Annotated in this window: 27 protein-coding genes; 21 read left to right on the forward strand and 6 right to left on the reverse strand. The window is 59.7% G+C overall.

Features of this window, described 5'->3' with window-relative positions; all coding sequences use genetic code 11:
• Positions 1–7 precede the first annotated feature (7 nt).
• The 4 genes from AC07XZ_RS11155 to AC07XZ_RS11170 form a co-directional block, all read right to left on the reverse strand.
• The gene (locus AC07XZ_RS11155; RefSeq protein WP_064383457.1) at positions 8–388 is read right to left on the reverse strand and encodes a Rho termination factor N-terminal domain-containing protein; all 381 of its coding nucleotides are present in this window, start codon (positions 386–388) and stop codon (positions 8–10) included.
• Positions 389–476: 88 nt separating this feature from the next.
• A complete protein-coding gene (locus AC07XZ_RS11160; RefSeq protein WP_011335416.1) occupies positions 477–731 on the reverse strand; it encodes a hypothetical protein in 255 nt (84 codons plus the stop codon).
• 52 nt (positions 732–783) lie between these two features.
• On the reverse strand, positions 784–1,128 hold the full coding sequence (locus AC07XZ_RS11165; protein ID WP_039770633.1) for a hypothetical protein: 345 nt from the start codon (positions 1,126–1,128) through the stop codon (positions 784–786).
• 82 nt (positions 1,129–1,210) lie between these two features.
• The gene (locus AC07XZ_RS11170; RefSeq protein WP_102686499.1) at positions 1,211–1,879 is read right to left on the reverse strand and encodes an HD domain-containing protein; all 669 of its coding nucleotides are present in this window, start codon (positions 1,877–1,879) and stop codon (positions 1,211–1,213) included.
• Positions 1,880–1,990: 111 nt separating this feature from the next.
• Between AC07XZ_RS11170 and AC07XZ_RS11175 the strand changes: the two genes are divergently transcribed.
• From AC07XZ_RS11175 to AC07XZ_RS11220, 10 genes are all read left to right on the forward strand, one after another.
• Positions 1,991–2,470, forward strand: a complete 480-nt coding sequence (locus tag AC07XZ_RS11175) for a GNAT family N-acetyltransferase (RefSeq protein ID WP_085607298.1) — start codon at positions 1,991–1,993, stop codon at positions 2,468–2,470.
• A gap of 159 nt (positions 2,471–2,629) precedes the next feature.
• On the forward strand, positions 2,630–3,292 hold the full coding sequence (locus AC07XZ_RS11180) for a hypothetical protein (RefSeq protein ID WP_085745044.1): 663 nt from the start codon (positions 2,630–2,632) through the stop codon (positions 3,290–3,292).
• Complete coding sequence (locus AC07XZ_RS11185; protein WP_074688083.1) at positions 3,289–3,783, forward strand: PAAR domain-containing protein; 495 nt, start codon at positions 3,289–3,291, stop codon at positions 3,781–3,783. The genes AC07XZ_RS11180 and AC07XZ_RS11185 overlap by 4 nt, the downstream gene beginning before the upstream one ends.
• A gap of 7 nt (positions 3,784–3,790) precedes the next feature.
• Positions 3,791–4,531 carry an alpha/beta hydrolase family protein gene (locus AC07XZ_RS11190; RefSeq protein WP_102686498.1) on the forward strand — a complete coding sequence of 247 codons (741 nt, stop codon included), beginning with the start codon at positions 3,791–3,793 and terminating at the stop codon, positions 4,529–4,531.
• Positions 4,524–5,018, forward strand: coding sequence for a hypothetical protein (locus AC07XZ_RS11195; protein WP_146024014.1), 495 nt, complete (start codon positions 4,524–4,526; stop codon positions 5,016–5,018). Before AC07XZ_RS11190 ends, AC07XZ_RS11195 begins: the two co-directional genes overlap by 8 nt.
• Before the next feature lie 148 nt (positions 5,019–5,166).
• The gene (locus AC07XZ_RS11200; protein WP_102686496.1) at positions 5,167–6,156 is read left to right on the forward strand and encodes a 2-dehydro-3-deoxygalactonokinase; all 990 of its coding nucleotides are present in this window, start codon (positions 5,167–5,169) and stop codon (positions 6,154–6,156) included.
• 19 nt (positions 6,157–6,175) lie between these two features.
• The gene (locus AC07XZ_RS11205) at positions 6,176–6,796 is read left to right on the forward strand and encodes a 2-dehydro-3-deoxy-6-phosphogalactonate aldolase (protein ID WP_085745040.1); all 621 of its coding nucleotides are present in this window, start codon (positions 6,176–6,178) and stop codon (positions 6,794–6,796) included.
• A gap of 47 nt (positions 6,797–6,843) precedes the next feature.
• The gene (dgoD, locus tag AC07XZ_RS11210; RefSeq protein ID WP_007950849.1) at positions 6,844–7,992 is read left to right on the forward strand and encodes a galactonate dehydratase; all 1,149 of its coding nucleotides are present in this window, start codon (positions 6,844–6,846) and stop codon (positions 7,990–7,992) included.
• Positions 7,993–8,194: 202 nt separating this feature from the next.
• Positions 8,195–9,505 (forward strand): MFS transporter, encoded by a 1,311-nt coding sequence (locus tag AC07XZ_RS11215; RefSeq protein WP_007950850.1) that lies wholly within the window; start codon positions 8,195–8,197, stop codon positions 9,503–9,505.
• A 60-nt stretch (positions 9,506–9,565) separates the two neighbouring features.
• Positions 9,566–10,369, forward strand: coding sequence for an IclR family transcriptional regulator (locus AC07XZ_RS11220; protein WP_007950852.1), 804 nt, complete (start codon positions 9,566–9,568; stop codon positions 10,367–10,369).
• A 4-nt stretch (positions 10,370–10,373) separates the two neighbouring features.
• Here the strand turns inward: AC07XZ_RS11220 and AC07XZ_RS11225 are convergent, their stop codons facing one another.
• Positions 10,374–11,426, reverse strand: coding sequence for an NAD(P)-dependent alcohol dehydrogenase (locus AC07XZ_RS11225; RefSeq protein WP_102686494.1), 1,053 nt, complete (start codon positions 11,424–11,426; stop codon positions 10,374–10,376).
• A 191-nt stretch (positions 11,427–11,617) separates the two neighbouring features.
• On the opposite strand from AC07XZ_RS11225, the gene AC07XZ_RS11230 reads away from it, so the two are divergent.
• Positions 11,618–12,508, forward strand: coding sequence for an AraC family transcriptional regulator (locus AC07XZ_RS11230; RefSeq protein WP_007950856.1), 891 nt, complete (start codon positions 11,618–11,620; stop codon positions 12,506–12,508).
• 86 nt (positions 12,509–12,594) lie between these two features.
• On the opposite strand, the gene AC07XZ_RS11235 is transcribed toward AC07XZ_RS11230, so the two are convergent.
• Complete coding sequence (locus tag AC07XZ_RS11235) at positions 12,595–14,259, reverse strand: electron transfer flavoprotein-ubiquinone oxidoreductase (protein WP_007950858.1); 1,665 nt, start codon at positions 14,257–14,259, stop codon at positions 12,595–12,597.
• Between the two features lie 525 nt (positions 14,260–14,784).
• Here AC07XZ_RS11235 and AC07XZ_RS11240 point away from each other — a divergent pair.
• From AC07XZ_RS11240 to AC07XZ_RS11285, 10 genes are all read left to right on the forward strand, one after another.
• Entirely contained in the window at positions 14,785–15,534 is a 750-nt protein-coding gene (locus AC07XZ_RS11240; RefSeq protein ID WP_003226982.1) for an electron transfer flavoprotein subunit beta/FixA family protein, read from the forward strand.
• 2 nt (positions 15,535–15,536) lie between these two features.
• A complete protein-coding gene (locus AC07XZ_RS11245) occupies positions 15,537–16,466 on the forward strand; it encodes an electron transfer flavoprotein subunit alpha/FixB family protein (protein ID WP_085647477.1) in 930 nt (309 codons plus the stop codon).
• 80 nt (positions 16,467–16,546) lie between these two features.
• A complete protein-coding gene (locus tag AC07XZ_RS11250) occupies positions 16,547–17,383 on the forward strand; it encodes a substrate-binding periplasmic protein (RefSeq protein WP_102686493.1) in 837 nt (278 codons plus the stop codon).
• A 9-nt stretch (positions 17,384–17,392) separates the two neighbouring features.
• The gene (locus tag AC07XZ_RS11255; RefSeq protein ID WP_173892743.1) at positions 17,393–17,749 is read left to right on the forward strand and encodes a DUF4398 domain-containing protein; all 357 of its coding nucleotides are present in this window, start codon (positions 17,393–17,395) and stop codon (positions 17,747–17,749) included.
• Positions 17,746–18,558 (forward strand): OmpA family protein, encoded by an 813-nt coding sequence (locus tag AC07XZ_RS11260; RefSeq protein ID WP_085745033.1) that lies wholly within the window; start codon positions 17,746–17,748, stop codon positions 18,556–18,558. The genes AC07XZ_RS11255 and AC07XZ_RS11260 overlap by 4 nt, the downstream gene beginning before the upstream one ends.
• 201 nt (positions 18,559–18,759) lie before the next feature.
• Positions 18,760–20,199, forward strand: a complete 1,440-nt coding sequence (locus tag AC07XZ_RS11265) for an aminotransferase-like domain-containing protein (RefSeq protein ID WP_007950868.1) — start codon at positions 18,760–18,762, stop codon at positions 20,197–20,199.
• A 74-nt stretch (positions 20,200–20,273) separates the two neighbouring features.
• On the forward strand, positions 20,274–20,753 hold the full coding sequence (locus AC07XZ_RS11270; RefSeq protein WP_085745032.1) for a translation initiation factor 2: 480 nt from the start codon (positions 20,274–20,276) through the stop codon (positions 20,751–20,753).
• Positions 20,754–20,919: 166 nt separating this feature from the next.
• Positions 20,920–21,174, forward strand: coding sequence for a YkgJ family cysteine cluster protein (locus tag AC07XZ_RS11275; protein WP_085745031.1), 255 nt, complete (start codon positions 20,920–20,922; stop codon positions 21,172–21,174).
• 41 nt (positions 21,175–21,215) lie between these two features.
• The gene (locus AC07XZ_RS11280; protein ID WP_007950871.1) at positions 21,216–21,821 is read left to right on the forward strand and encodes an START domain-containing protein; all 606 of its coding nucleotides are present in this window, start codon (positions 21,216–21,218) and stop codon (positions 21,819–21,821) included.
• A gap of 313 nt (positions 21,822–22,134) precedes the next feature.
• On the forward strand, positions 22,135–24,228 hold the full coding sequence (locus AC07XZ_RS11285; protein WP_085745030.1) for an LTA synthase family protein: 2,094 nt from the start codon (positions 22,135–22,137) through the stop codon (positions 24,226–24,228).
• The last annotated feature ends 11 nt before the right edge of the window (positions 24,229–24,239 follow it).

The following is a 24,239-nucleotide window of genomic DNA, read 5'->3' on the forward strand; positions in this document are numbered from 1 at the left end:
TCTGGACCTAGCCGGCTCTGCGCAACGCCGCAATCAACTCATCCTTTCGCATCGACGAACGCCCGGGGATTTTCCGCTCCCGGGCCTCCTTGCGCAGGCTGTCGACCGTCTGCACTTCGCGTGAAGCCTTGCTGTCGCGCGAATGTCCCTCACGGCTTACTGTCGCGCGCCGCGCCGACTCCTTGCGATCTGAAGCTTTGGCGCTGGCAGGTTTCCGGCGCCCGGAACCTCCGGCCTTCTCGCCGCCGCCGGACTGTTTGTTCACAGTCGCCCAGGCGCGGGCTTCAGCTTCGTCCTTGGACATCCCTTTGTTCTGATAGCTGTCTTCAATGTGTTCGGCTTTGCGCTTCTGTTCTTCAGTGTATTTGGCTTTGCTTCCACGAGGCATGGCGAGTCTCCTGGTGGCTGGATGAATCTCGGTATGAACCGGCGCAGGCAATGCATTCGAACACTGCATGCGCCAGTGACCGCATGCGTCAGGTATCGAGTTTACGGGCCGCTTCCACACCTGCAGCGCTGAGCTTGATCGGCAGATTCAGCGAATGTTCTCCCGCTTCGTTGCAAGTGATGTGTCCGTGGTGAATCAGTCCACGCTCCTGCAGGGCAGCGAGGGCACTGGCCACGACTTTCTCGCCGCGATAATTGTCCAGCACCTCTTTGCCGAGGCCGCTCGGGTGAGCATGCAACAGGCGGGTGAGGACTTCTTTTTCCAGGTTTTTATCGACGTTCATGGTTACCTCTTCAGGGAAGTGGATAAGACACGTTGCGTGGATGCAGCACGGATCACTGACCTGCGCCTTCAGAGCCCGAACCACCCGTGGTGGTTTTCGAGCCGACGCCGGGACCTGCGTTGTCGGGGGCGGCCGGAGCGTCGGGGGTGTTCATCCCGCCCTGACGACCGGGATCGCTGCCCTGGGTGCGAGGATCGGTTCCCGTCGCGGGTGGCTGATTGATCAGCGGAACACCCGAGCCGTCGGTATTCATACCGGGGGCGCTGTTGATGGCGGGGGCTCTTGGCTGGGTAACCGGATCGGTCGGCCCGGTACCGGCAGCGGTAGTCGAGGCGGCGAATACCGCCGGGCTGAGGAGGGTAGCGAATACGAGCGCAGTCAACCTTGACGAGATCATAGAGTGTCTCCAGTGATTGAAATCCTTACCTTCTTTTGGTCTGCCGTCGTGAAAGATTGGTGCCTGATGATCGACGAACGGTTCAGAAGGGCTGAGTGCTTTCGAGGCCGATCTCTTCCTTGAATTGCTCCATAAAATCTTTCAAGCGTCGATGGCGTAGCTGTGCCAGACGTTGGCCGGCAACGGTCTGGAATCCGTCTGCGAGGTGCAGCAGTTTGGTCTGGAAATGATCGAGGCAGAATCGCTTGTCGTCGTAGTCCCTATCCCGGGCCTCGGGATCGTGCGGGTCATACAACGCGCTGCCCATGCGTCCGGCCGTGTAAAAGGTGCGGGCGACGCCGAGCATGCCGAGGGAGTCGAGACGGTCGGCGTCCTGCATCAGTCGCGCCTCGAGGGTGAGCGGTGTGATGTTGGCGGAAAAGCTGTGGGCTTCGATGGCGTGGGTGACAGCGTCGATTTTGGCGTCGGGCCAATGCATGTTCGCCAGCACCTTCGAAGCTTTTTCCGCAGCCAGACGCGATGCCTGTGAGCGCAGCGGCGAGTTCTTTTCCACCGCGACGCAATCGTGCAGCAACACCGCTGCCAGAAGGACTTCAAGGTCGCCGCCTTCGTCGGCCTGCAAGGTGCGCGCGTTGTGCCAGACCCGTTGCAGATGCGACAGGTCATGAGCGCCGTCTTCCGACGGTTCCAGCGCGTGGGGCAGCAGTTCGGCGGCGAGCTCCGTGAGAGGTGAAAAAACGAGATTGTTCATGGGAGTCCTTGCGAGTCATCGGCCGCGCTAGCCTAATCCGTGGATTGCCATGTGACGAGCGCCGCGCACCGCCTTAGTATGGCGTTTTCCTTTTTCCGACAAGGCCCGTCCATGACGATCGAAATCCGCCCGGCGACCCCCAGCGATGCACCGCAAATCCTCGCGTTCATCACCGAATTGGCAGACTTCGAAAAGGCCCGTCACGAAGTCATCGCCAGCGTCGCCGACATCGAGCGCAGCCTGTTCAGCGAAGGCGCCACGGCCCACGGTCTGATCTGCCTGCGCGACGGCGTACCGATCGGTTTTGCGGTGTTCTTCTTCAGCTATTCGACCTGGCTGGGCAGCAACTGCCTGTACCTCGAAGACCTGTACATCACTCCGGAACAACGGGGCGGCGGCGCCGGCAAAACCCTGCTGCGCCACCTCGCGAAAATCGCCTGCGCCAACGACTGTGGCCGGTTCGAATGGAGCGTGCTGGACTGGAACACCCCGGCCATCGAATTCTACAAATCCCTCGGCGCCCAGCCGCAGGAAGAGTGGGTGCGTTATCGCATGGATGGCAAGGTATTGCGCGAATTTGCCGAGGGCTGAACAAATAGTGGCAATCTGATTGCTGATTCGATTGTCCAAACCGCTCTGGTCCGGCATTCTACGCGCCATTTTTGCGCGCTCACGGACGACACCTGCAATGCCTCTGGCACTCTTTCTCCACGCCCGTGGAGCCTTCGCTGCGTCAACGAGTGACCGGCGATGAGCGGACTACGGGCGTCGATCCGTCTGTACGGCCTGGTCAAAAACCTCGGCTCAAGCGACAACCCGAACCGCCAACCGGTGGACATCCTCTGCACCCTCAACCGCCTGGGGGGCAAGGCCATCCGTGCGTTTGTCTCGCGCCTCGATGCCGAGCTGATGTCACGCAGTGCGGGCTTCGACGACTACCGCGTGATACCGCTGCGCACGTTCGATCCGAACGGATTCATCGATGCACATCAAGGCTGGCTGACCCTGCACGTGTGCTGCGGTTTTGTCGCGCCTGCGGGACAATCGATTTTCCACCAAAGCGTGCTGTCGCCGATGGGCTGGTATGTCTACTCGCAAACCGGCCGCTGGACAGCCGAGCGTTATCTGGAACTCGGCCCGCAGATGGCCGAGCTGCTGCAAACCACCTACGACCAGCATCGACTGACCGGCTACAACACCTGGCTCAACCAACTCGACGACGCTACATCCGCCGAGTTGAACTGGTTTGCCGATGAAGCCTGGCAACAACTGCAAACCCTTACACCTCCGAACAGCCGCGAGCATTGTCACGCGCTGTTTGATTCCGTCGACAACCGCTGGCGTTTCGCCGCGACCGACGTCGATCTCTATCAGCCTCACCCGGAACCTCTGAAGCAAGGAGCTTTGAATTGAGTGGCAAACCCGCTGCACGCGTCACCGACCCAACCGCCTGCCCACTGCCGGGCCACGGCAACAACCCGATCGTCTCCGGTTCGCCGGACGTGTTCTTCGACGGACTCCCCGCTGCGCGAATGACCGATAAATCGGCGTGCGGCAGCCCGATCACCGGCGGTGTTTCCGCCACGGTCTTCATCAACGGCCTGAATGCCGCGATGCTCGACAGCACCGGCGGGCATGGCAATGTCGTAGTCGGTGGGTCGGGGACGGTGATTATTGGACAGAGCGGGGGAGGGGCGGCGTTTAGTGGGTTGTTGCCGATGCCGGTGCATTTCAATGATCGGATGCAGGTGATTAACGAAATTACTGGTGAGCCCATGCCAAATCACCCTTACGCGATTCAACGCGCTGATGGGAGCGTGGAGCACGGCGTAACCAATGACGCGGGCTTCACCCATACGGTGAGTTCGCATTTGCCTGAGTCGATCAAGCTGTTCGTGGAGTAGGAAACGTATGACAGCTGAAAATCCTGCTCTGAAAGGGTGTAAAAGACTGGTCGTGACCCACGACCTGACCTGCAAAACGGACGGAACAGTCAAGCAGGCCACGATCACTCCCAAAAAGATTGTTCTGTTTTTTGTGGGTGGTGCGGGTGATAAAGAAAGTTATTACGGCACAGGCCCCAATAATAACGTTGCTGACGTCATGAAGGTGTTTGTCAGGGATATGGAGGCTGAGGGTATTTGTTCTGATAATTATGATGCCCACCATATTGGTTATAACTATTTTATTAGTGATGATGATCTGAAAAAGAATGTGCTGGAGAAGATTGCTGATGTGACCACGCCTGTATATATCATTGGGCATAGCTTGGGCGGTTGGAATGGTGCGCACATGTCAGCTGTATTGACTGATAAGGGGTATCGAATTCCGTGTCTGGTTACACTCGATCCGGTTGGCGAAGGAAAAATCGTGTGGGGGGTTTCTAGCATCTACCGTCAGGAACCGAAGCCGAAGGCGGAATATTGGGTTAACGTCAGAGCCGATGCCAAAGACTGGAATTTTTCCGATCTCGTAGCCGATTTTGGAGAGCAATGGGATATGAAAAGTGGGCCCAATATGAACGGGCGAGTGAATGTGAATCACGCCGATGCCTGGGTTATCTACACATCAGTCCTGCAAAGTGGCATCTCGGCCAGAGACGCTTTGATGCAGGTTGTTGTTACTCATTTTAAAGGACGGAAATGTGCGTAATATAATTTTATGCATGGCTTTCTTGCTTTGCACTTCCTGTGCGATAAATCATGGCAAGCCCATTGCTCATTTACAATACGTTGGTGTTGAACGTTATTTGGATAGGGCCATTTATCAGGTGCGTTTCTCGTCCGATGTTGATGTTGTCAATCTTTTCAAATCAAAAATAAGCCAGACGCTGATGTGTTCTTTTGAGGGCGATTTTGATTTTTCGGCAACTCACTCTGCGGGTAGATATGGAGAGGGTTTTATCGAGCCTGAAATTTCAAGTGCCGGGCCGGTTTTCAGGGCGGATGTTTTATTTTTCGAAAGAAAAAACGATACCAGTGAAAAAATCATTGAAGGTGAGGCGTTGAGGTCTTTATTAGTGAGCCGAGAGTCTATTGTCTGTAAGGTCAGAATTAATTCCTACTCCTATAAAATATATTTGTCGGAGGACATGAAGGTTCCAACGGCAGATCTGTTAAGAGAGATCGATAAGTTTTAAACGGGCTGCGATTGCTGCTCAGCTAGCTGTCCGATTTTTTAGGAATTCGAATCCCAAAATATGGGATGCAAAATTACATATTGAGATTTTCCATCTGGGAGGTCTATAGTCCAGCTCACTCACTGCCAATAACAAAACAGGTGAAGCGATGCTGGCGCAATTGATCGCGCTCGATTGGGGGACGACCTCACTACGTGCTTACAAACTCGCGGCGGGCGGACAGGTGCTGGCGCAGCGTTCGCTGTCGTTCGGGATCATGCAGTTGCCGAAGACGCCGCGGGTCATCAACGTTCGTGAATGCGCCGACGGTTTTGAACTGGCGTTCGACGAGGCGTGCGGCGACTGGCTCGACGCGCAACCCGGCTTGCCGGTGATCGCTTGTGGCATGGTCGGCAGCGCTCAGGGCTGGCGCGAAGCGTCCTACCGCGATACGCCGGCCAACGTCGCCGATCTCGGAAAATCCCTGCAAACCGTTCGCAGTCTTCGCGGTGTCGATGTGCACATCGTGCCGGGTGTGATTCAGCGCTCGACGCTGCCGAACGTGATGCGCGGCGAAGAAACCCAGGTCCTCGGCGTCCTGCAGAATCTGCCGGTCGAGGCGGGCAACGATCTGCTGATCGGCCTGCCGGGCAGTCATTCGAAATGGGTGGAAGTGGCCGACGGCTGCATCACCCGCTTCGACACCTTCATGACCGGCGAAGTGTTCGCCGTGCTCAGCGAACACAGCATTCTCGGCCGTACCCAACAGCACAGCGCGACGTTCGACGCCGAGGCCTTCGATCGCGGCGTGCAGGTGGCGTTGTCGGCAGAGGGCGACATCGGCGTGCTGTCGACCCTGTTCAGCGCCCGCAGCCTGGGCCTGACCGGTGAACTCAGCGCCACCGCTCAACCGGACTATCTGTCCGGCCTGCTGATCGGCCATGAACTGACGGCGCTGGCCGCCGTGCAACGGCGCCGACGCAACAGCACACATCTTCCTTCGATCATCCTCATCGGCAACGCGCAGTTGTGCGCCCGCTACAGCCGGGCCCTCGACGCCTGCGGTTTTGCCCGGGTGACCCTGGCCGAGCAAGCCACCGAGCGTGGTCTGTGGCAACTGGCGCTCGCCGCCGGACTGATCGATTCCTCATCCCGTTAACCCTGACTGGAGGCCTGACATGCTCAAGCAAGCACTGGCGCAAAACGGTCTGATCGCGATCCTGCGCGGCCTGCATCCGCAGGAAGCCGCCGCTGTCGGAGAAGTCCTGTATGCGGCCGGATTTCGCGTCATCGAAGTACCGCTCAATTCCCCTGCGCCGTACGAAAGCATTCGCATCCTGCGTAAGACCCTGCCCGCCGATTGCCTGATCGGTGCCGGCACGGTGCTGACCCCGGAACAGGTCGAACGGGTGAAGGAGGCTGGCGGCCAAGTCATCGTCATGCCCCACAGCGATGCCAAGGTGTTGCGGGCAGCGAAAGCGGCGGGGCTGTACCTGTCGCCGGGCGTTGCCACACCGACCGAAGCCTTCGCGGCGCTGGAGGAGGGCGCGGACATTCTCAAGCTGTTCCCGGCCGAACAGATGGGGCCGGCAGTGGTGAAAGCCTGGCTGGCGGTATTGCCGGTCGGGACGATTCTGGCCCCGGTCGGCGGCATCACGCCGGACAACATGCAGGCGTTCATCGACGCCGGCGTCAAAGGCTTCGGCCTCGGTTCCGGGCTGTTCAAACCCGGCATGACGACTGAGCAAGTGGCGGCCAATGCCAAGGCCTACGTGGCGGCCTGGAAAGCCCTTCGCTAAGACTTTTCGGCGCTGCGTGCGCTGCATCTAACAAGAGAGACAAGCAGATGAAAATCACCAAACTCACCACCTTCATCGTCCCGCCGCGCTGGTGCTTCCTGAAAGTCGAAACCGACGAGGGCGTGACCGGTTGGGGCGAACCCGTGGTCGAAGGGCGCGCCCATACGGTCGCCGCTGCTGTTGAGGAATTGTCCGACTACCTGATCGGCAAAGACCCACGCAACATTGAAGACATCTGGACTGTGCTGTATCGCGGCGGCTTCTACCGCGGCGGCGCGATCCATATGAGCGCATTGGCCGGCATCGATCAGGCGCTGTGGGATATCAAGGGCAAGGCGCTGGGTGTGTCGGTCAGCGACCTGCTCGGCGGTCAGGTGCGGGACAAGATCCGCGTGTATTCGTGGATCGGTGGCGACCGTCCGGCGGACACCGCGCGGGCCGCTAAAGAGGCGGTGGGCCGGGGTTTTACGGCGGTGAAAATGAACGGCACCGAGGAGCTGCAATTTCTCGATACCTTCGAAAAAGTCGATCTGGCGCTGGCCAACGTTGCCGCCGTGCGCGATGCGGTGGGGCCGAATGTCGGTATCGGCGTCGACTTCCATGGCCGGGTGCACAAACCCATGGCCAAGGTACTGATGAAGGAACTCGACCCGTACAAACTGATGTTCATCGAGGAACCGGTGCTCAGCGAAAACTACGAAGCGTTGAAGGAACTGGCGCCGCTGACCAGCACCCCGATTGCCCTCGGTGAGCGGCTGTTTTCGCGGTGGGACTTTAAACGGGTGTTGAGCGAAGGCTACGTCGACATCATCCAGCCGGATGCCTCCCACGCCGGCGGCATCACCGAGACCCGCAAGATCGCCAACATGGCCGAAGCCTACGACGTGGCGCTGGCGCTGCATTGCCCGCTGGGGCCGATCGCGCTGGCGGCGTGTCTGCAACTGGACGCCGCTTGTTACAACGCGTTTATCCAGGAGCAGAGCCTGGGCATCCATTACAACGAGAGCAATGACCTGCTCGACTATGTGAAGGATCCACGGGTGTTCGACTACGACAAGGGCTTCGTGAAAATCCCCAACGGCCCGGGCCTGGGGATCGAGATCAACGAGGAATACGTGATCGAACGCGCGGCGGTCGGCCACCGCTGGCGCAACCCGATCTGGCGCCATGCCGATGGCAGTTTTGCCGAGTGGTGAGTCGCTGATTCTCTGCCGTGAGCTCGACGAGAACTACGAGAACTACGAGATCGTTCCCACGCTCCGCGTGGGAATGCAGCCCTGGACGCTCTGCGTCCCAAGAGCGGACGCAGAGCGTCCATAGAGGCATTCCCACGCAGAGCGTGGGAACGATCTCGCCTGCTAAATCCGACCTCAATAAACATAAGAAGAGGCGCTCCCCATGCAACCGCAAACCCTCACCGGGCAAGCGACGTTAGTCACGCCCAGCCGCAAGCGATTTTTCATCATGGTGTTGCTGTTCATCACCGTGGTCATCAACTACCTCGACCGCAGCAACCTGTCGATTGCCGCCCCGGCGTTGACGACGGATCTGGGCATCGACCCGGTGCACGTCGGGCTGATCTTCTCGGCGTTCGGCTGGACCTACGCCGCCATGCAGATCCCCGGCGGCTGGCTGGTGGATCGGGTGCCGCCGCGCATTCTTTATAGCGTCGCGCTGCTGTTGTGGTCGCTGGCCACGGTGATGCTCGGTTTCGCGGCCAGTTTTATCGCCCTGTTCGTGCTGCGCATGGCGGTCGGTGCGCTGGAAGCACCGGCGTATCCGATCAACAGCCGTGTGGTGACGACCTGGTTCCCCGAGCGTGAACGGGCCACGGCCATCGGCTTCTATACCTCCGGGCAGTTTGTCGGGCTGGCGTTTCTGACCCCGGTGCTGGCGTGGCTGCAACATGAATTTGGCTGGCATATGGTGTTTGTCGTGACCGGCGCGGTGGGCATCGTGTGGGCGGCGATCTGGTACGCGGTGTATCGCGAACCGCGTGATTTCAAAGGCGCCAACGAAGCGGAAATCGACCTGATCCGCGAGGGCGGCGGGCTGGTGGATATCGCCGCCGAAACCGCCAAGGTGAAGGCGAAATTCAGCTGGACCGATCTCGGCATCGTCCTGAGCAAACGCAAATTGTGGGGCATTTACCTCGGCCAGTTCTGCCTGAACTCGACGCTGTGGTTTTTCCTGACGTGGTTCCCGACCTATCTGGTGAAATATCGCGGTATGGACTTCATCAAGTCCGGCCTGCTGGCGTCGCTGCCGTTTCTCGCCGCGTTCATCGGCGTGCTGTGCTCCGGGTTCTTTTCCGACTTCCTGATCCGTCGTGGTTGCACCGTCGGGTTTGCGCGCAAGTTGCCGATCATTGGCGGGCTGTTGATTTCCACCTCGATCATCGGCGCCAACTTCGTCGAATCGACGCCGCTGGTGATTGCCTTCCTGGCGCTGGCGTTTTTCGGCAACGGGCTGGCGTCGATCACCTGGTCGCTGGTCTCGACACTGGCGCCGGCGCGGTTGCTGGGCTTGACCGGTGGGGTATTCAACTTCATCGGCAACCTGTCGGCGATTGCCACGCCGATTGTCATCGGCTTCCTCGCCAGCGGCGATTCGTTCGCTCCGGCGATCACCTACATCGCGGTTCTGGCATTGATCGGTGCTTTGTCCTACGTGCTGCTGGTGGGCAAGGTCGAGCGCATCGAGTTGTAGTCGTCCCTGTCGGGCGACCATAATGCCGCCCGTTCCCTCGCTCAACGCTAAAGGCTGGATATGCAGGAAGACGCCCCGAAAACCGCCAAGGACGCCGCGCCGACCGGCACCCAGACCCTGCTTCGCGGGTTGGGTGTGGTGCAGGCCGTCGCCAGTGGCGCCCGCGATCTCAAAGAGATTGCCCGCCTGATCGGTACCACGCGCAGCACCACCCATCGTCTGGCCAGTTGTCTGGTGGACGAGCGCTACCTGCGGGTCGTGCCGCAAGTCGGTTATCTGCTGGGGCCGAAGCTGATCGAACTGGGTTTCCAGGCGCGTGAAGAGTTGCCGCTGGTGACGTTGGCCGGGCCGTATCTGGACGAGTTGTCGGCGCTGACCGGCGACACCGTTCACCTGGGCATTCGTGAAGGCGACGAGGTGCTTTATTTGCTGAAGAATCCGGGGCGCAACGGCCCGGAAATGCGCTCGCGGGTCGGCCATCGCATGCCGCTGGCGCGGACCGGGATCGGCAAGGCGCTGATGCTGGATGACGCACCGCAGGACTGGCAGCGACTGTACGACATCAGTCTGCCGGCGGGTGGGAAAAGTCAGTTCTGGCCGCAGCATCCCCAGCAGTCGTGGGAGCAGTTGGAGCAACGGATGACCGAGTACGTGGCCGGTGGCTATGCGTTCGATCTGGAAGACAACGAGCCGTCGATCCGCTGCGTGGCGGCGCCGATCCGCGACGCGAGCAAGCGCATCGTCGCGGCCATCAGCATCGCCAGCACCGTGCCGTACATGCCGCTGGAAAAAATGGCCGAGCTGATTCCCCTGATCAAAGGGGTCACGGCCCGGCTCTCGGCGGAGCTTGGCTTGAAGGTCTGAGGAATCAGAGCTTCAGAGTCGCCATGTCGATGACGAAGCGATACTTCACATCTCCGGCGATCATCCGCGCGTAGGCCTCGTTGATCTGGCGGATGTCGAGCATTTCGATGTCGCAGCTGATGTTGTGTTCGGCGCAGAAATCCAGCACTTCCTGGGTTTCAGCGACGCCACCGATCAACGAACCGGCCAATACGCGACGACCCAGCACCAGTTTCGCGGCGTGGACCGGCGGATCGATCGGTTCGATCAGGCCCACCAGAATGTGCACGCCGTCGAAGCGCAGGGTGTCGAGGTACGGATTGAGGTCGTGCTGGACCGGGATGGTGTCGAGCAGGAAGTCGAAACGACCGGCCGCCGCTTTCATCTGTTGTTCGTCGGTGGACACGATCACGTGATCGGCGCCCTGACGACGACCTTCCTCGGCCTTGCTTGCCGAACGGGTGAACAGCGTCACTTCAGCGCCCATGGCCTTGGCGAACTTGATGCCCATGTGGCCGAGGCCGCCCATGCCGAGAATCCCGACCTTGTCGCCGGCCTTCACGCCGTAGTGCTTGAGCGGCGAGTAGGTGGTGATGCCGGCGCAGAGAATCGGTGCGGCAGCCGCCAGATCCAGCTTCTCGGGAATGCGCACCACGAAGTGTTCGCTGACCACAATGCTGTCCGAATAACCGCCCATGGTGTTGCTGCCATCGACCCGGTCCGGGGTGGCATAGGTCATGGTCGGGCCTTCGAGGCAGTATTGCTCGAGGTTCGACTGGCAGGCTTCGCAGGTGCGGCAGGAGTCGACCATGCAACCGACGCCAACCAGATCGCCTACCTTGTGTTTAGTGACATTCGCACCGACGGCGGTGACTTTTCCGACGATCTCGTGGCCGGGCATCAACGGGTAAACGGCGATGCCCCATTCGTTGCGCGCCTGGTGGATGTCGGAGTGGCAGACGCCGCAGTACAGGATTTCGATGGCGACGTCGTCGGCCCGTGGGCTGCGGCGTTCGAACTTCATCGGGGCGAGGGGCGTGGTGGCCGTTTGAGCGGCATAGCCGATGGCGGTGTACATGTGAAACCTCGCAAAAGCAGTGACAGGTGAGGCGGCGCATTCTGGGCGCCGTCCGGTCGTCCGGCCATGGCGATTCCTCCGGGTGTCATGCCTAATCCTCCGGCATGCGGGGTTGATCGGTCGCATTGGCAAAAGGATCTGCGATGATGCTTTTATCCCTTTTTCCGTGATTTTTTCTGAAGAGCCACCCGATGCAATTAACCCGTCACCTTGATGCCAACGCCACCCTGGTTTCGCTGATCGAACCGCTGGCACTGCGCGATGGTTACAGCCAGACCGGGCTGCCGGGCGTGCAGGTGTTGCGCGCCAGTTGCGACGTCGCCCGTGGCCCGCACATTTATGAGCCGAGCCTGATGATCATCGCCCAGGGCAGCAAACTGGCGTATCTGGGGCCGCGCACCATGGAGTACGGCGCCGGGCATTATCTGATCCAGGCGTTGCCGGTGCCGTTCGAGTGCGAGACCTACGCGTTGCCGGATGCGCCGTTGCTGGGTGTGTCGGTGGCGATCGACCGGGTTCTGCTCGGTGAACTGGTGCTGGCCATGGGGTTGGCGCCGGGGCGGCATATTCCGGCGCAGACCCCGGAGTCGATGACCTCGGTGGTGCTCGACGATGACATGCGCGGTTGCGTCGAACGCTTGCTGCGCTGTCTGCATGATCCGCTGGAATGCCAGATTCTTGGGCCGGCGCGGGTACGAGAGTTATTGTTCGTGGCGTTGCGCGGACCTCAGGCTGATGTGCTGCGGGCGCTGGTGGAGCAGCAGGGGCAGTTCGCCCGGGTGGCGGCTTCTATCAGCCATTTGCATTCGCACTACACCGAACCGTTGAATGTCGAGACATTGGCCAGTTGCGCGAACATGAGCGTGTCGACCTTTCATGAGCATTTCAAACGCAGCACGTTGCTGTCGCCGGTGCAGTATCTGAAGCGTTTACGTTTGTTGAAGGCGCAGACGTTGCTGATCGCCGAGGGACTGGGAGTGGCGCAGGTGGCGCATCGGGTGGGGTATCAGAGCACGTCGCAGTTCAGCCGCGAGTACAAACGCTATTTCGAGCGCAGTCCGGGGGATGAGCGCGCTGCCTGAACTGCCACAAATATTGATGTGATGCACTGAATCGCGGGCAACAAAAAGGCCCCCGTTTCGGGAGCCTTGATGTTCAGCAATTCGACTTACATGTTCGGGTAGGTCGGGCCGCCGGCGCCTTCCGGCGTCACCCAGGTGATGTTCTGCGAAGGATCCTTGATGTCACAGGTCTTGCAGTGCACGCAGTTCTGGGCGTTGATCTGGAAGCGCTTCTCGCCGTCTTCCTTGGTGATCACTTCATACACGCCGGCCGGGCAATAGCGCTGTGCCGGCTCGTCATACAGCGGCAGGTTCTTGCTCAGCGGGATGGTCGGGTCGGTCAGTTTCAGGTGGCACGGCTGTTCTTCTTCATGGTTGGTACCGGAGATGAACACCGAGCTCAGCTTGTCGAAACTGATCTTGCCGTCGGGTTTCGGGTAGTCGATCTTCTTGCAGTCGGCCGCGAGCTTGAGGCAGGCGTAGTCCGGCTTGGTGTCGTGCAGGGTGAACGGCAGTTTGCCGCCGAAGATGTTCTGATCCAGCCAGTTGAAACCGCCGCCGACGATAGCGCCGAACTTGTGGATCGCCGGGCCGAAGTTGCGGCTGGCGAACAGTTCTTCGTAGAGCCAGCTCTTCTTGAACGCGTCGACGTAGGTGGTCAGCTCTTCGGTGCCGTCCTTTTCAGCGAACAGCGCGTCGGCCACGGACTCGGCGGCGAGCATGCCGGACTTCATCGCGGTGTGGCTGCCCTTGATCTTGGCGAAGTTCAGGGTGCCGAGATCGCAACCGATCAGCGCGCCGCCCTTGAAGACCATTTTCGGCAGCGAGTTCAGGCCACCCTTGCAGATTGCGCGAGCGCCGTAGCTGATGCGCTTGCCGCCTTCCAGATATTGCTTGAGCACCGGGTGATGCTTGAGGCGCTGGAATTCGTCGAACGGCGACAGGTAGGTGTTGCTGTAGGAAAGATCGACGATCAGACCGACTACCACCTGATTGTTTTCCAGGTGATAGAGGAAGGAGCCGCCGGTGTTCTCGGTGCCCATGATGTCCATCGGCCAACCGGCGGTGTGCACCACCAGGCCCGGCTGGTGTTTGGCCGGGTCGATTTCCCAGATTTCCTTCAGGCCGATGCCGTAGTGCTGGGCGTCGGCATCGCTGTCGAGGTTGTAGCGCTTGATCAGTTGCTTGCCGATGTGGCCACGGCAGCCTTCGGCGAACAGTGTGTATTTGCCACGCAGTTCCATGCCCGGGGTGTACAGACCTTCTTTCGGATGACCTTCGCGGTCGACGCCGAGGTCGCCGGTGATGATCCCGCGTACCACGCCGTTTTCATCGATCAACGCTTCCTGAGCGGCGAAGCCCGGGTAGATTTCCACGCCCAGGTTTTCGGCCTGCTGAGCGAGCCAGCGGCACAGGTTGCCGAGGGAGATAATGTAGTTGCCTTCGTTGTGCATGGTCTTGGGCACAAAGAAGTCAGGAATTTTTTGCGCGCTTTCGGCGTTTTTCAGCACGAAGATGTCATCGCGGGTGACGGGCGTGTTCAGCGGGGCGCCGAGTTCTTTCCAGTCCGGGAACAGTTCGTTCAGAGCGCGCGGTTCGAACACGGCACCGGACAGGATGTGTGCGCCGACTTCGGAGCCTTTTTCGACCACGCAGACGCTGATTTCCTTACCGGCTTCGGCGGCCTTCTGCTTCAGACGGCAGGCGGCGGACAGGCCAGCGGGGCCGGCACCGACGATGACCACGTCGAATTCCATGTATTCGCGTTCCACAGGCTATCTCCTACTCAAGGCTCAACAGTTTTTTTTCTAATTTGGAGGTTCGGTGTCGTATCCGTTATTGCCTTTACGTTAACGTCAAGGGTAATAATGGGCAAACCACCTTTCTCTCTAGGCGGCGCATTATATCTACACCACTCTTAGCGTCCAATACAAACGTTTGTTTGAATCGGCTCCAGCCCAGAGAAATCAAAGAAGCGCGGCTTATGACAGGGCATTTTGGCGTATTGACCAGAATGGGCGTTCCGGTCAAGATACGGGCGGTTTTGCGCTCGCCGTAGGCTGAATGGTGGTTTCAAGAGCACCTCTAAAGACAGGGCGTAGGCGGTAACCGGTGATGCGCAGCGCAGGTTCGGCGCGCAGTTTACACACCGCGAAGCGGCATGACTCGTCGGTCACGACTGACGAACGGTCATCCCGCTCAGCCGGCGTTTTTAGAGGTGCCCTTGTGCCCGATGAGCATCAACCGCCAGGTTCGCCTAGGCGACTTTCTTTTCACCGGAGAGTAACGAGGAATCCATGAAGGTTCTTGTAGCTGTCAAACGCGTTGTGGATTACAACGTCAAGGTTCGCGTCAAGGCGGACAATTCCGGCGTAGACCTCGCCAACGTCAAGATGTCGATGAACCCGTTCTGCGAAATCGCAGTGGAAGAAGCCGTACGCCTGAAAGAAAAAGGCGTTGCGACTGAAATCGTCGTCGTCTCCATCGGCCCGTCCACCGCTCAGGAACAGCTGCGTACCGCACTGGCTCTGGGTGCCGACCGCGCCATCCTCGTCGAATCCGCTGAAGACCTGACTTCCCTGGCCGTGGCCAAGCTGCTCAAGGCCGTGGTCGACAAGGAACAGCCTCAGCTGGTGATCCTGGGCAAACAGGCCATCGACAGCGACAACAACCAGACCGGCCAGATGCTCGCTGCACTGAGCGGCTACGGTCAGGGCACTTTTGCCTCGAAAGTCGAAGTTTCCGGCGACAGCGTTGCCGTGACCCGCGAAATCGACGGCGGCGCGCAGACCGTTTCCCTGAAACTGCCAGCGATCGTCACCACCGACCTGCGTTTGAACGAGCCGCGCTACGCGTCCCTTCCAAACATCATGAAAGCCAAGAAGAAGCCTCTCGAAGTGCTGACTCCGGACGCTTTGGGCGTTTCCACCGCCTCCACCAACAAGACCCTGAAAGTCGAAGCGCCGGCTGCACGCAGCGCGGGCATCAAGGTCAAGTCGGTGGCTGAACTGGTCGAGAAACTGAAAAACGAAGCGAAGGTAATCTGATCATGACTATCTTGGTAATCGCCGAACACGACAACAAGGTGCTGGCTCCGGCCACCCTGAACACCGTGGCTGCCGCTGCCAAAATCGGCGGCGACATTCACGTTCTGGTTGCAGGCCAGGGCGCTGGCGCCGTGGCTGAAGCCGCCGCGAAAATCGCGGGTGTGAGCAAAGTCCTGAACGCTGACAATGCTGCCTACGCGCATCAGCTGCCGGAAAACGTTGCTCCGCTGGTAGCCGAACTGGGCGCTGGCTACAGCCACATCCTGGCTGCCGCTACTTCCAACGGCAAAAACATCCTGCCGCGCGTTGCCGCCCAGCTGGACGTTGACCAGATCTCCGAGATCATCTCGGTAGAAAGCGCTGACACCTTCAAGCGTCCGATCTACGCCGGTAACGCCATCGCTACCGTGCAATCGACCGCAGCGATCAAAGTGATCACCGTGCGTGCCACCGGTTTCGATCCGGTTGCCGCTGAAGGCGGTTCCGCTTCGGTTGAATCCGTTGCTGCTGCTCACAACGCCGGCACTTCCAGCTTCGTCAGCGAAGAGCTGGCCAAGTCCGATCGTCCTGAACTGACCGCTGCCAAGATCGTCGTTTCCGGCGGGCGCGGCATGCAGAACGGCGACAACTTCAAACACCTGTACGCTCTGGCCGACAAGCTGGGCGCTGCCGTTGGTGCTTCCCGCGCCGCGGTCGACGCAGGTTTCGTACCGAACGACATGCAGGTCGGTCAGACCGGCAAGATCGTTGCGCCACAGCTGTACATCGCCGTCGGTATCTCTGGCGCGATCCAACACCTGGCCGGTATGAAAGACTCCAAAGTGATCGTTGCGATCAACAAGGACGAAGAAGCGCCGATCTTCCAGGTGGCCGATTACGGCCTGGTGGCGGATCTGTTCGAAGCCGTACCTGAGTTGGAGAAGCTGGTCTAATCCGGCCGCTTCACTTATAAAGAGCCCGACCTTTTGGTCGGGCTTTTTTTTGTCTCGGATTTGAGTGGGAGCGTTTCGCCATGGATCTGCATCGTCGGTTGGACTGCTCGTGGTTACTGGGGCTGGCATTGTTGCCGGGCCTGTCGTTGGCGGCGGGCAAGTGCGAGCGGCTGGTCGTCACCGGCAGCCCGGATGCACCGCCGTATCTCTGGCAGGATCCGCAGAACCCCAAACAACTGATCGGTGCCAGTGCTGACCTGTTGCAACAGGTGGCGAAAGAGCTGGGGATCAAAGTCGATCTGCTGTACGCCGGCAAGCGTTCCCAGGCCCTCGACGAGGTGCGCAGCGGGCGCATGGACATGCTGGCTGACGCGCCGCTGACCTTCAACGAGCTGGAAAACCTCGACTACATTCACCCGCCGTTGCTGGAAAACGACTATCTAGTTTGGACCCGCAAGGGGTCGACTCTGGTCTACAGCGAAGCGAAGGATCTCCAGGACCATCAAGGAGGCTTGTCGGAAAAGTCTCGAATGACCCCGGCATTCGGCACTTTCGCCGAGCAGCAATTGACCCTGACCCGTACGGCAAACCTGACCCAGGCGTTTCAGAAACTTCTGCTGGGCGAGGTGGAATATGTACTCGCCGGTCGCTACTCGGGCATGGCAGCCGCGCAGGCACTGGGCATGGCCAATGATCTGCTGGCTTTTGAACAACCCATCGACCGCCCCGGTCTGTTCCTCGCGGTTTCGCACAACTCGGCCTGCAACGATCCGTGGTTGCGCGGACAGCTGGCCAAAAAGATGACAGAATTGCCCGCGTCCGGCCTGACGGAAGCCGCGCTGCAACGCAACATCGAGCGCTGGAAGGCGCAGCAGCAACAGCCGCCGCAACCACCTGTCAGCGCCCCAAAACAGTAGGGATTCTTAGTGAGTAATCGACTTCTTTTCGCGGCCATGGCCGTTCTGGCCCTGGCCGGTTGCGCCAGCGATCCGGCACCCAACGAACAAATGCGCCTGACCGAGCAGGCCCTTGAGCAAGCCAAAGCCGTGGGCGCCACCGCTGAAGACGTGCCGGAAATGAAACTGGCAGAAGACAAGTTCAACCGGGCCAAGGGCAGCATGGCCGGCGAATCGTACAAGAATGCGCGGATGCGCCTCGAACAGGCCGAACTCGACGCCCGTCTGGCGGAAGCCAAAGTGTTGACCCAGAAGAGCGAAGAGCAAGTGAATGTGCTCAACACCCGCATCGTCCGACTGCGCAAGCAACTGGGGGATGCCCAATGAGCCTGAAGTCCAAAACCCTCGGCGCTCTGATCCTCACCGGTTGCGCCAGCCTGTACGGCTGCGCCGGTCAGCACAGTGAATCCGCATTGCAGCAGGCCAGCACCGACTTCCAGAAGGTCAAGGAAGATTCCAACGTGCTGCGTATCGCGCCGAAAGACGTGATTCGCGCCGGTGAGTCCCTGGCCCGTGCCGATCGTCTGTCGACGTACTGGGGCAGCGGCTCGGACGTGGTGCATTACGCCTACCTGAGTCAGCGCTACAGCGAAATCGCCCGTGAGCACACCAATCAGGTGCTCAACGAAGAACGCGCAGCGAAACTGGAACTTGAACGCCAGCGCCTGCAACTGGCCCTGCGCGAGTCGAAACTGCTGAGCGTGCAACAGCAGGGCAAATGGCTGGAAGAGCAGATCGTTGCGCTGGCCACCACCCAGACCGACCGTGGCCTGGTGATGACCCTGGGTGACGTGCTGTTCGATACCGGCGAAGCCGAACTGAAAAATTCGGCCAACCGCGTGGTGCTGAAGATCGTGCAATTTCTGCAACTCAACCCGAAACGCGTCGTGCGCATCGAGGGCTACACCGATAGCACCGGCGGCAAGCAGGAAAATCTCAAGCTGTCCCGCGATCGCGCGCAGTCGGTAGCGGACGTGCTGACGGATCTGGGCATCGACGAAAAACGCATTCAGGTCGAAGGCTACGGCGACGAATACCCGGTGGACGCAAACGCTTCCGAGCGTGGGCGTGCGCAGAACCGTCGGGTGGAAATCGTGTTCTCCGACGAAAAAGGCCAGCTCGGCGCCACCCGCTGAGGGTGGCGTTACTGGAAAGCCCGGGCTGTCAGGCAGCGCCGGGCTTTTTTACGTCTGTCGATTACCTCACAAAGCAGTACAGATTTAACCGACACAGCACTGTATGGTTGACTAATATGGCAACTGTCCCAGTACACTTCCAAACTGTTCCGGTATTGTTTCACACAAGAATAAAACGCCCGTGAAATCGAGTGCTGCGTCATGACCAATCTCTTGCTCTACCAACGTATTGCTCAACAGCTGGCCGAAGATATCCGCCGTGGCGTCTATCAACCTGGCGAGCGCGTGCCTTCGGTGCGCAAGATGAGTTCGCAGCTCAACGTCAGCCATGCCACCGTATTGCAGGCTTACGCCAACCTCGAGGATCAGGGCCTGATCCGCGCGCGGCCGCAGTCCGGTTACTACGTGCACCAGACTCCCGCACTGACGGCGCCCACGCCGGACATCGCCCGGGTCGAACGGCCAGGCCTGGTCACCCGCAGCAGCATCATTCAGCAAGTGCTGGTCGAATCCCGTCGTGAAGGCGTGTTCCCGCTGGGTGCGGCGGTGCCGAGTGTCGATTACCTGCCGGTGCGCGCCCTGCATCAGCAACTGGCCAAAGTCACCCGGTTTCACAGCCCTCGGGCGTTCAGCTACATGTTCAGCCCGGGTTTCGAGCCGCTGCGCCGACAGGTGGCGATCCGCATGCGTGATGCAGGCGTTGTCGTCGACCCTTCGGAAGTGGTGATCACCCACGGTTGCGTCGACGCCTTGCAGATGTCGTTGCGGGTGCTGACTCGCCCCGGTGACCTGATCGCCGCCGAATCACCGACGTATTACGGGTTGCTGCAACTGGCTGACCTGCTGGGCCTGAAAGTCATCGAGATTCCCAGCGATCCTGCCACCGGCATGAGCCTCGAAGCCCTGCAACTGGCGGCCAACCAATGGTCGATCAAGGCGCTGGTGCTGACCACGCGTCTGAGCAATCCACTCGGCGGCACCATGCCGGAAGAACGGCAGAAGCAATTGCTGAGACTGGCCTCGGACTTCGATATCCAGATCGTCGAAGACGACATCTACGGCGAGTTGATGTTCGAACAGGGTCGCACAAAATCACTCAAAGCCTACGACCGGCTCGATCGGGTGATCTACTGCTCGAGTTTTTCCAAGACATTATCGCCCGGTGTGCGCATCGGCTGGATGATCGCCGGCAAGTACCAGCAGGAAATCCAGCGCTTGCAGACTTTCAGCACCCATTCGGCGTGCAGCGTCACGCAAATGGCCATCGCGGCGTACCTGGAAAACGGCGGCTATGACCGGCATTTAAGGTACATCCGCCAGGAATACCGAAAAAATCTCAGCGCATTCCAGCTGGCGGTTCAGCAGTATTTTCCGGAAGGCACTCAGATGACCCGGCCGACCGGTGGATTCATTCTATGGGTCAGTCTGCCAGGGCGGGTCAACACCCAGGAATTGCACGTGCGAGCGCTGCAACAGGGCATCAGCATTGCGCCAGGCCTGATCTTCAGCAACACCGAACAGTTCAACCACTGCATCCGGTTGAACTGCGGCATCCCGTGGAATCGCGAGGCGGAACGGGCGCTGATGACCCTCGGGATGCTGGCGACCCAGCTCTGCCAGGAGATGGCCGGCGGGTTTTGAAACATTGAGGGCGCTTGTCATGTGACGTCCAACAGGCGAGCATATGGCTATCTGCCGTTAGCTTCGTTGGGTTCATGAAAGCGAAATTTTCTGCCGCCTGGGTCGTGTTCTGCTTGCTGTTGATGGGTCATGTGCCCGGCGCTTTGGCGGCTGCGGCGCAGGAAAAGACGCCGGCCACCGCTACCGCGAAAAAACCGGTCACGGCCAAGAAAACCGTTCCAGCGAAAAAAACACCGCAGAAAAAGGCTGCTCCAGCCAAGAAGCGCGCACCGGTCGCTTCCAAGTCGAAGTCGGCAAAAGAAGTGGCCAAGACGCCGTTGCCGTCCGCGAAACTCGATTTGAGCCTGCCCAAAGATATGGTTCAGGAATTGAAACCACCTGGCTCCGTGACGCTGCCCAAACGCGAACCGATTCTGCCGCAAATGTTCGGTGACAAGAACAACGGGTTTCAGCTCAACGGCCGTCTGCTCAGCAACGAAATGCAGCTGCAACTGCGCAATGAGGAGCGTCGAGAAGTCGAAGGCGCGGCGCTGGATTTCGAGTTCAAGCAATAAATCGTCCCCATCGGTGACCCGCAGACCAGACGCTTTGTCGGAGACTGGTCAGTCACTTTCGTTTCTGCGTAAAAACCCCGGTTCAGGCAATTTAAAACAGCCGTTTAAGCGGTTACCCTGTTCCGCGTCCCTTTAACACATTGCCCGCTGCGAGGAATGCGTCGTCATGAAATGCCGTGAAGGCTGTGGCGCCTGCTGCATTGCCCCTTCCATCAGTTCGCCGATTCCAGGCATGCCCGATGGCAAACCTGCCGGTGAACGCTGCGTTCAGTTGTCGGTCGATAACCTGTGCAACATTTTCGGCCGACCGGAACGTCCAGCGGTCTGCTCAGGATTCAAGGCCGATCCCGAAGTCTGCGGCAGCAGCCAGGACGACGCGATCAGACTGCTCGGCTGGTGGGAGCAGATGACGGCGGCGTGATGTGTCAAACGAACGGAACTTCAACAATAAGGAATAAGACTATGGGTTCGCTGCATCGTATCGCTGTGTTGTGTGGTTTGACGGCCGTGCTGGCCACCTCGGCCGCCCAGGCTGAAGACTGGAAAGTCGCCAAGAACGAGGACGGCATCAAGGTCTCCCTGAGCGAAGTGCCGGGTTCGGACTACAAGTCTTATCAGGGCGTGACCGTGATGAAGACCACCATCGCCAAACTGCGCGCCTTGCAGGAAGACGTTTCCGGTGCCTGCGCCTGGATTCACGAATGCAAGACCCAGAAACTGCTCAAGCACGAAGGCGACCAGAGCTGGACCTACACTCAGTTCAACACGCCATGGCCGGTGACTCCGCGCGATTCGATTCTGCATGTCACCACTGTTGAAGGCGCCGATGGCAGCCTGACCCGTAATCTGGAAGGCGTGCCGAAGTACCTGCCTGAAGAAAAGGGCTTTGTGCGGGTTGCTCAAGTCAAAGGCTTCTGGAAGTTCGTACCAAAAGGCGACCAGGTTGAAGTGACCTATCAGGTTCACACCGAGCCGGGCGGCAGCGTGCCGTCGATGATCGCCAACAAGTTTGTGGTCGATGCACCGTTCAACACCCTCAAAGCCTTGAAAGAACGCGCCGAGAAGTAACTGTCGCGTTCATCTGTAAACGCCCCGAAGAACTCGGGGCGTTTTGTTTTCCGGGTTTATTGTGTTTCCAGATATGCGTTGGACGAAATTTTCACAAAGTCTCCAAGACAATTCGCCCGCGCTGTCTGCACCTGTCCCGGTGCGCCGTGCCTTGAATGAAAGCGTCCGGCAACGGGCACTAATCAATGGCAATGCCGCCGGTGATCGTGCAACATTTGCGCTCCGCGCAAGCCCCGGGGCCTGGAATGGCCAACAGAGGGCAGGGCGCAGCTGAATTTTTGCAACTTCAACTTCCAATGGGTCCTAAAACGACATGGCAAACCCGGACGCCCTGAGTCAGCAGCGATCTTCCAGTCGCCTGCTGCAACCGACCGTCAAATCGCATCTGGCCTACACGCTCCTGTGCGCGCTGGTCATGATGGTGATGTTTTCCGTGCTGCGCCTCGCGCTGCTGGTCTACAACCGCGAGATGATCCTCGACACCCCGGCCTCGACCTTCCTCGAAGCCTTCGCCAACGGCCTGCGCTTCGATGTGCGTCTGGTGGTGTACCTGTGCATTCCGCTGGTGCTGGCGCTGTTCAGTGCCCGGGCCATGGCGGCCCGCGGTTTCTTCCGTCTGTGGCTGACCGTTGCTTCGAGCATTGCACTGTTCCTCGGTCTGATGGAGATGGACTTCTATCGCGAGTTCCACCAGCGCCTCAACGGCCTGGTGTTCCAGTACGTGAAGGAAGACCCGAAAACCGTGATGAGCATGCTCTGGTACGGTTTCCCGGTGGTGCGTTATCTGCTGGCCTGGGCCGTGGGCACGCTGATCCTGACCCTGGCGTTCAAGGGCGCCGACCGTCTGACCCGTCCGCGTGGTCCGTTCAGCGGTGGCAACGTCGGCACCCGTCAAGTGGCGCCATGGTATGCGCGTCTGGTTGTCTTCGTAGTATGCCTGCTGGTCTGCGTGGTGGCCGCTCGCGGCACCCTGCGTCAAGGCCCGCCGCTGCGTTGGGGGGACGTGTATACCACCGAATCGAACTTCGCCAATCAGCTCGGCCTCAACGGCACGCTGTCGCTGATCGCGGCGGCCAAGGACCGGATGGGCGAGGATCGCGACAACATCTGGAAAGCCACGCTGCCGCAGGATCAGGCGCAGAAAGTGGTCCGCGAGATGCTGGTGATGCCGGACGACAAACTGGTGGATGCCGATATCGCCGCCGTGCGTCGTGAATACACGCCGCCTGCCGACAAGACCCTGCCGATCAAGAACGTCGTCGTGATCCTCATGGAAAGCATGGCCGGTCACTCGGTCGGTGCTCTGGGCGCGCCGGGCAACATCACGCCGTACCTCGACAAGCTGTCGAAGGAAGGCCTGCTGTTCGACCGTTTCTTCTCCAACGGCACCCACACCCACCAGGGCATGTTCGCCACCATGGCATGTTTCCCGAACCTGCCGGGTTTCGAATACCTGATGCAGACCCCGGAAGGCAGCCACAAGCTGTCCGGCCTGCCGCAGTTGCTCAGCGCTCGTGACTATGACGATGTCTACGTCTACAACGGTGATTTTGCCTGGGATAACCAGTCCGGTTTCTTCAGCAACCAGGGCATGACCAACTTCGTCGGCCGCAACGACTTCGTGAACCCGGTGTTCTCCGATCCGACTTGGGGCGTGTCCGACCAGGACATGTTCGACCGCGGTCTGGTGGAGCTCAAGGCACGGGAAAACGGCAAGCCGTTCTACGCGCTGCTGCAGACCCTGTCCAACCACACGCCGTACGCCTTGCCGACGCCGCTGCCGGTCGAGCGCGTGACGGATCGTGGCACGCTCAACGAGCACTTGACCGCCATGCGTTACGCGGACTGGGCGCTGGGCCAGTTCTTCGAGAAAGCCCGCAAGGAGCCGTACTTCAAGGAAACCCTGTTCGTCATCGTCGGCGACCACGGCTTCGGCAACGAGCGTCAGATCACCGAAATGGACCTGGGCCGCTTCAACGTGCCGATGCTGATGATCGCACCGGGCATCCAGGAAAAATTCGGTACCCGTGACCACACCGTGGGCACTCAGATCGACATCGTGCCGACCATCATGGGTCGCCTCGGTGGCGAAGTGCGCCATCAGTGCTGGGGCCGCGATCTGCTGAACCTGCCGCAGGGTGACACCGGTTTCGGTGTGATCAAGCCGTCGGGCAGCGAGCAGACCACCGCCATCGTCACCGCCGACCAGATCCTGGTGCTGCCGAAAGAGAAGGAAATGGCACCGAAGATCTATCAGTACGAGCTGGGTGCCAACCCGCACGCTGAAGTGGTACCGGATGCTCCGCGCACAGCCGAGCTGAAACTCAAGCTCGAAGCGTTCCTGCAAACGGCGACCAAGAGCCTGATGGACAACACCGCCGGTGTGATTAACGGCAAGCCGGACTGATCAGTCGGCAC

The sequence above is a fragment of the Pseudomonas sp. GW458-11-26-14-LB4 genome, from assembly GCF_059423925.1.

Bases quoted from the DNA above. Each gene is read 5' to 3' on its own strand.
- AC07XZ_RS11280 (WP_007950871.1), top strand. From the start codon at position 21,216: ATGGGTTCGCTGCATCGTATCGCTGTGTTGTGTGGTTTGACGGCCGTG.
- AC07XZ_RS11200 (WP_102686496.1), top strand. From the start codon at position 5,167: ATGCTGGCGCAATTGATCGCGCTCGATTGGGGGACGACCTCACTACGT.
- AC07XZ_RS11285 (WP_085745030.1), top strand. From the start codon at position 22,135: ATGGCAAACCCGGACGCCCTGAGTCAGCAGCGATCTTCCAGTCGCCTG.
- AC07XZ_RS11175 (WP_085607298.1), top strand. From the start codon at position 1,991: ATGACGATCGAAATCCGCCCGGCGACCCCCAGCGATGCACCGCAAATC.
- dgoD (WP_007950849.1), top strand. From the start codon at position 6,844: ATGAAAATCACCAAACTCACCACCTTCATCGTCCCGCCGCGCTGGTGC.
- AC07XZ_RS11180 (WP_085745044.1), top strand. From the start codon at position 2,630: ATGAGCGGACTACGGGCGTCGATCCGTCTGTACGGCCTGGTCAAAAAC.
- AC07XZ_RS11215 (WP_007950850.1), top strand. From the start codon at position 8,195: ATGCAACCGCAAACCCTCACCGGGCAAGCGACGTTAGTCACGCCCAGC.
- AC07XZ_RS11190 (WP_102686498.1), top strand. From the start codon at position 3,791: ATGACAGCTGAAAATCCTGCTCTGAAAGGGTGTAAAAGACTGGTCGTG.
- AC07XZ_RS11160 (WP_011335416.1), bottom strand. From the start codon at position 731: ATGAACGTCGATAAAAACCTGGAAAAAGAAGTCCTCACCCGCCTGTTG.
- AC07XZ_RS11270 (WP_085745032.1), top strand. From the start codon at position 20,274: ATGAAAGCGAAATTTTCTGCCGCCTGGGTCGTGTTCTGCTTGCTGTTG.
- AC07XZ_RS11170 (WP_102686499.1), bottom strand. From the start codon at position 1,879: ATGAACAATCTCGTTTTTTCACCTCTCACGGAGCTCGCCGCCGAACTG.
- AC07XZ_RS11155 (WP_064383457.1), bottom strand. From the start codon at position 388: ATGCCTCGTGGAAGCAAAGCCAAATACACTGAAGAACAGAAGCGCAAA.
- AC07XZ_RS11250 (WP_102686493.1), top strand. From the start codon at position 16,547: ATGGATCTGCATCGTCGGTTGGACTGCTCGTGGTTACTGGGGCTGGCA.
- AC07XZ_RS11230 (WP_007950856.1), top strand. From the start codon at position 11,618: ATGCAATTAACCCGTCACCTTGATGCCAACGCCACCCTGGTTTCGCTG.
- AC07XZ_RS11260 (WP_085745033.1), top strand. From the start codon at position 17,746: ATGAGCCTGAAGTCCAAAACCCTCGGCGCTCTGATCCTCACCGGTTGC.
- AC07XZ_RS11275 (WP_085745031.1), top strand. From the start codon at position 20,920: ATGAAATGCCGTGAAGGCTGTGGCGCCTGCTGCATTGCCCCTTCCATC.
- AC07XZ_RS11265 (WP_007950868.1), top strand. From the start codon at position 18,760: ATGACCAATCTCTTGCTCTACCAACGTATTGCTCAACAGCTGGCCGAA.
- AC07XZ_RS11245 (WP_085647477.1), top strand. From the start codon at position 15,537: ATGACTATCTTGGTAATCGCCGAACACGACAACAAGGTGCTGGCTCCG.
- AC07XZ_RS11240 (WP_003226982.1), top strand. From the start codon at position 14,785: ATGAAGGTTCTTGTAGCTGTCAAACGCGTTGTGGATTACAACGTCAAG.
- AC07XZ_RS11165 (WP_039770633.1), bottom strand. From the start codon at position 1,128: ATGATCTCGTCAAGGTTGACTGCGCTCGTATTCGCTACCCTCCTCAGC.
- AC07XZ_RS11225 (WP_102686494.1), bottom strand. From the start codon at position 11,426: ATGTACACCGCCATCGGCTATGCCGCTCAAACGGCCACCACGCCCCTC.
- AC07XZ_RS11205 (WP_085745040.1), top strand. From the start codon at position 6,176: ATGCTCAAGCAAGCACTGGCGCAAAACGGTCTGATCGCGATCCTGCGC.
- AC07XZ_RS11220 (WP_007950852.1), top strand. From the start codon at position 9,566: ATGCAGGAAGACGCCCCGAAAACCGCCAAGGACGCCGCGCCGACCGGC.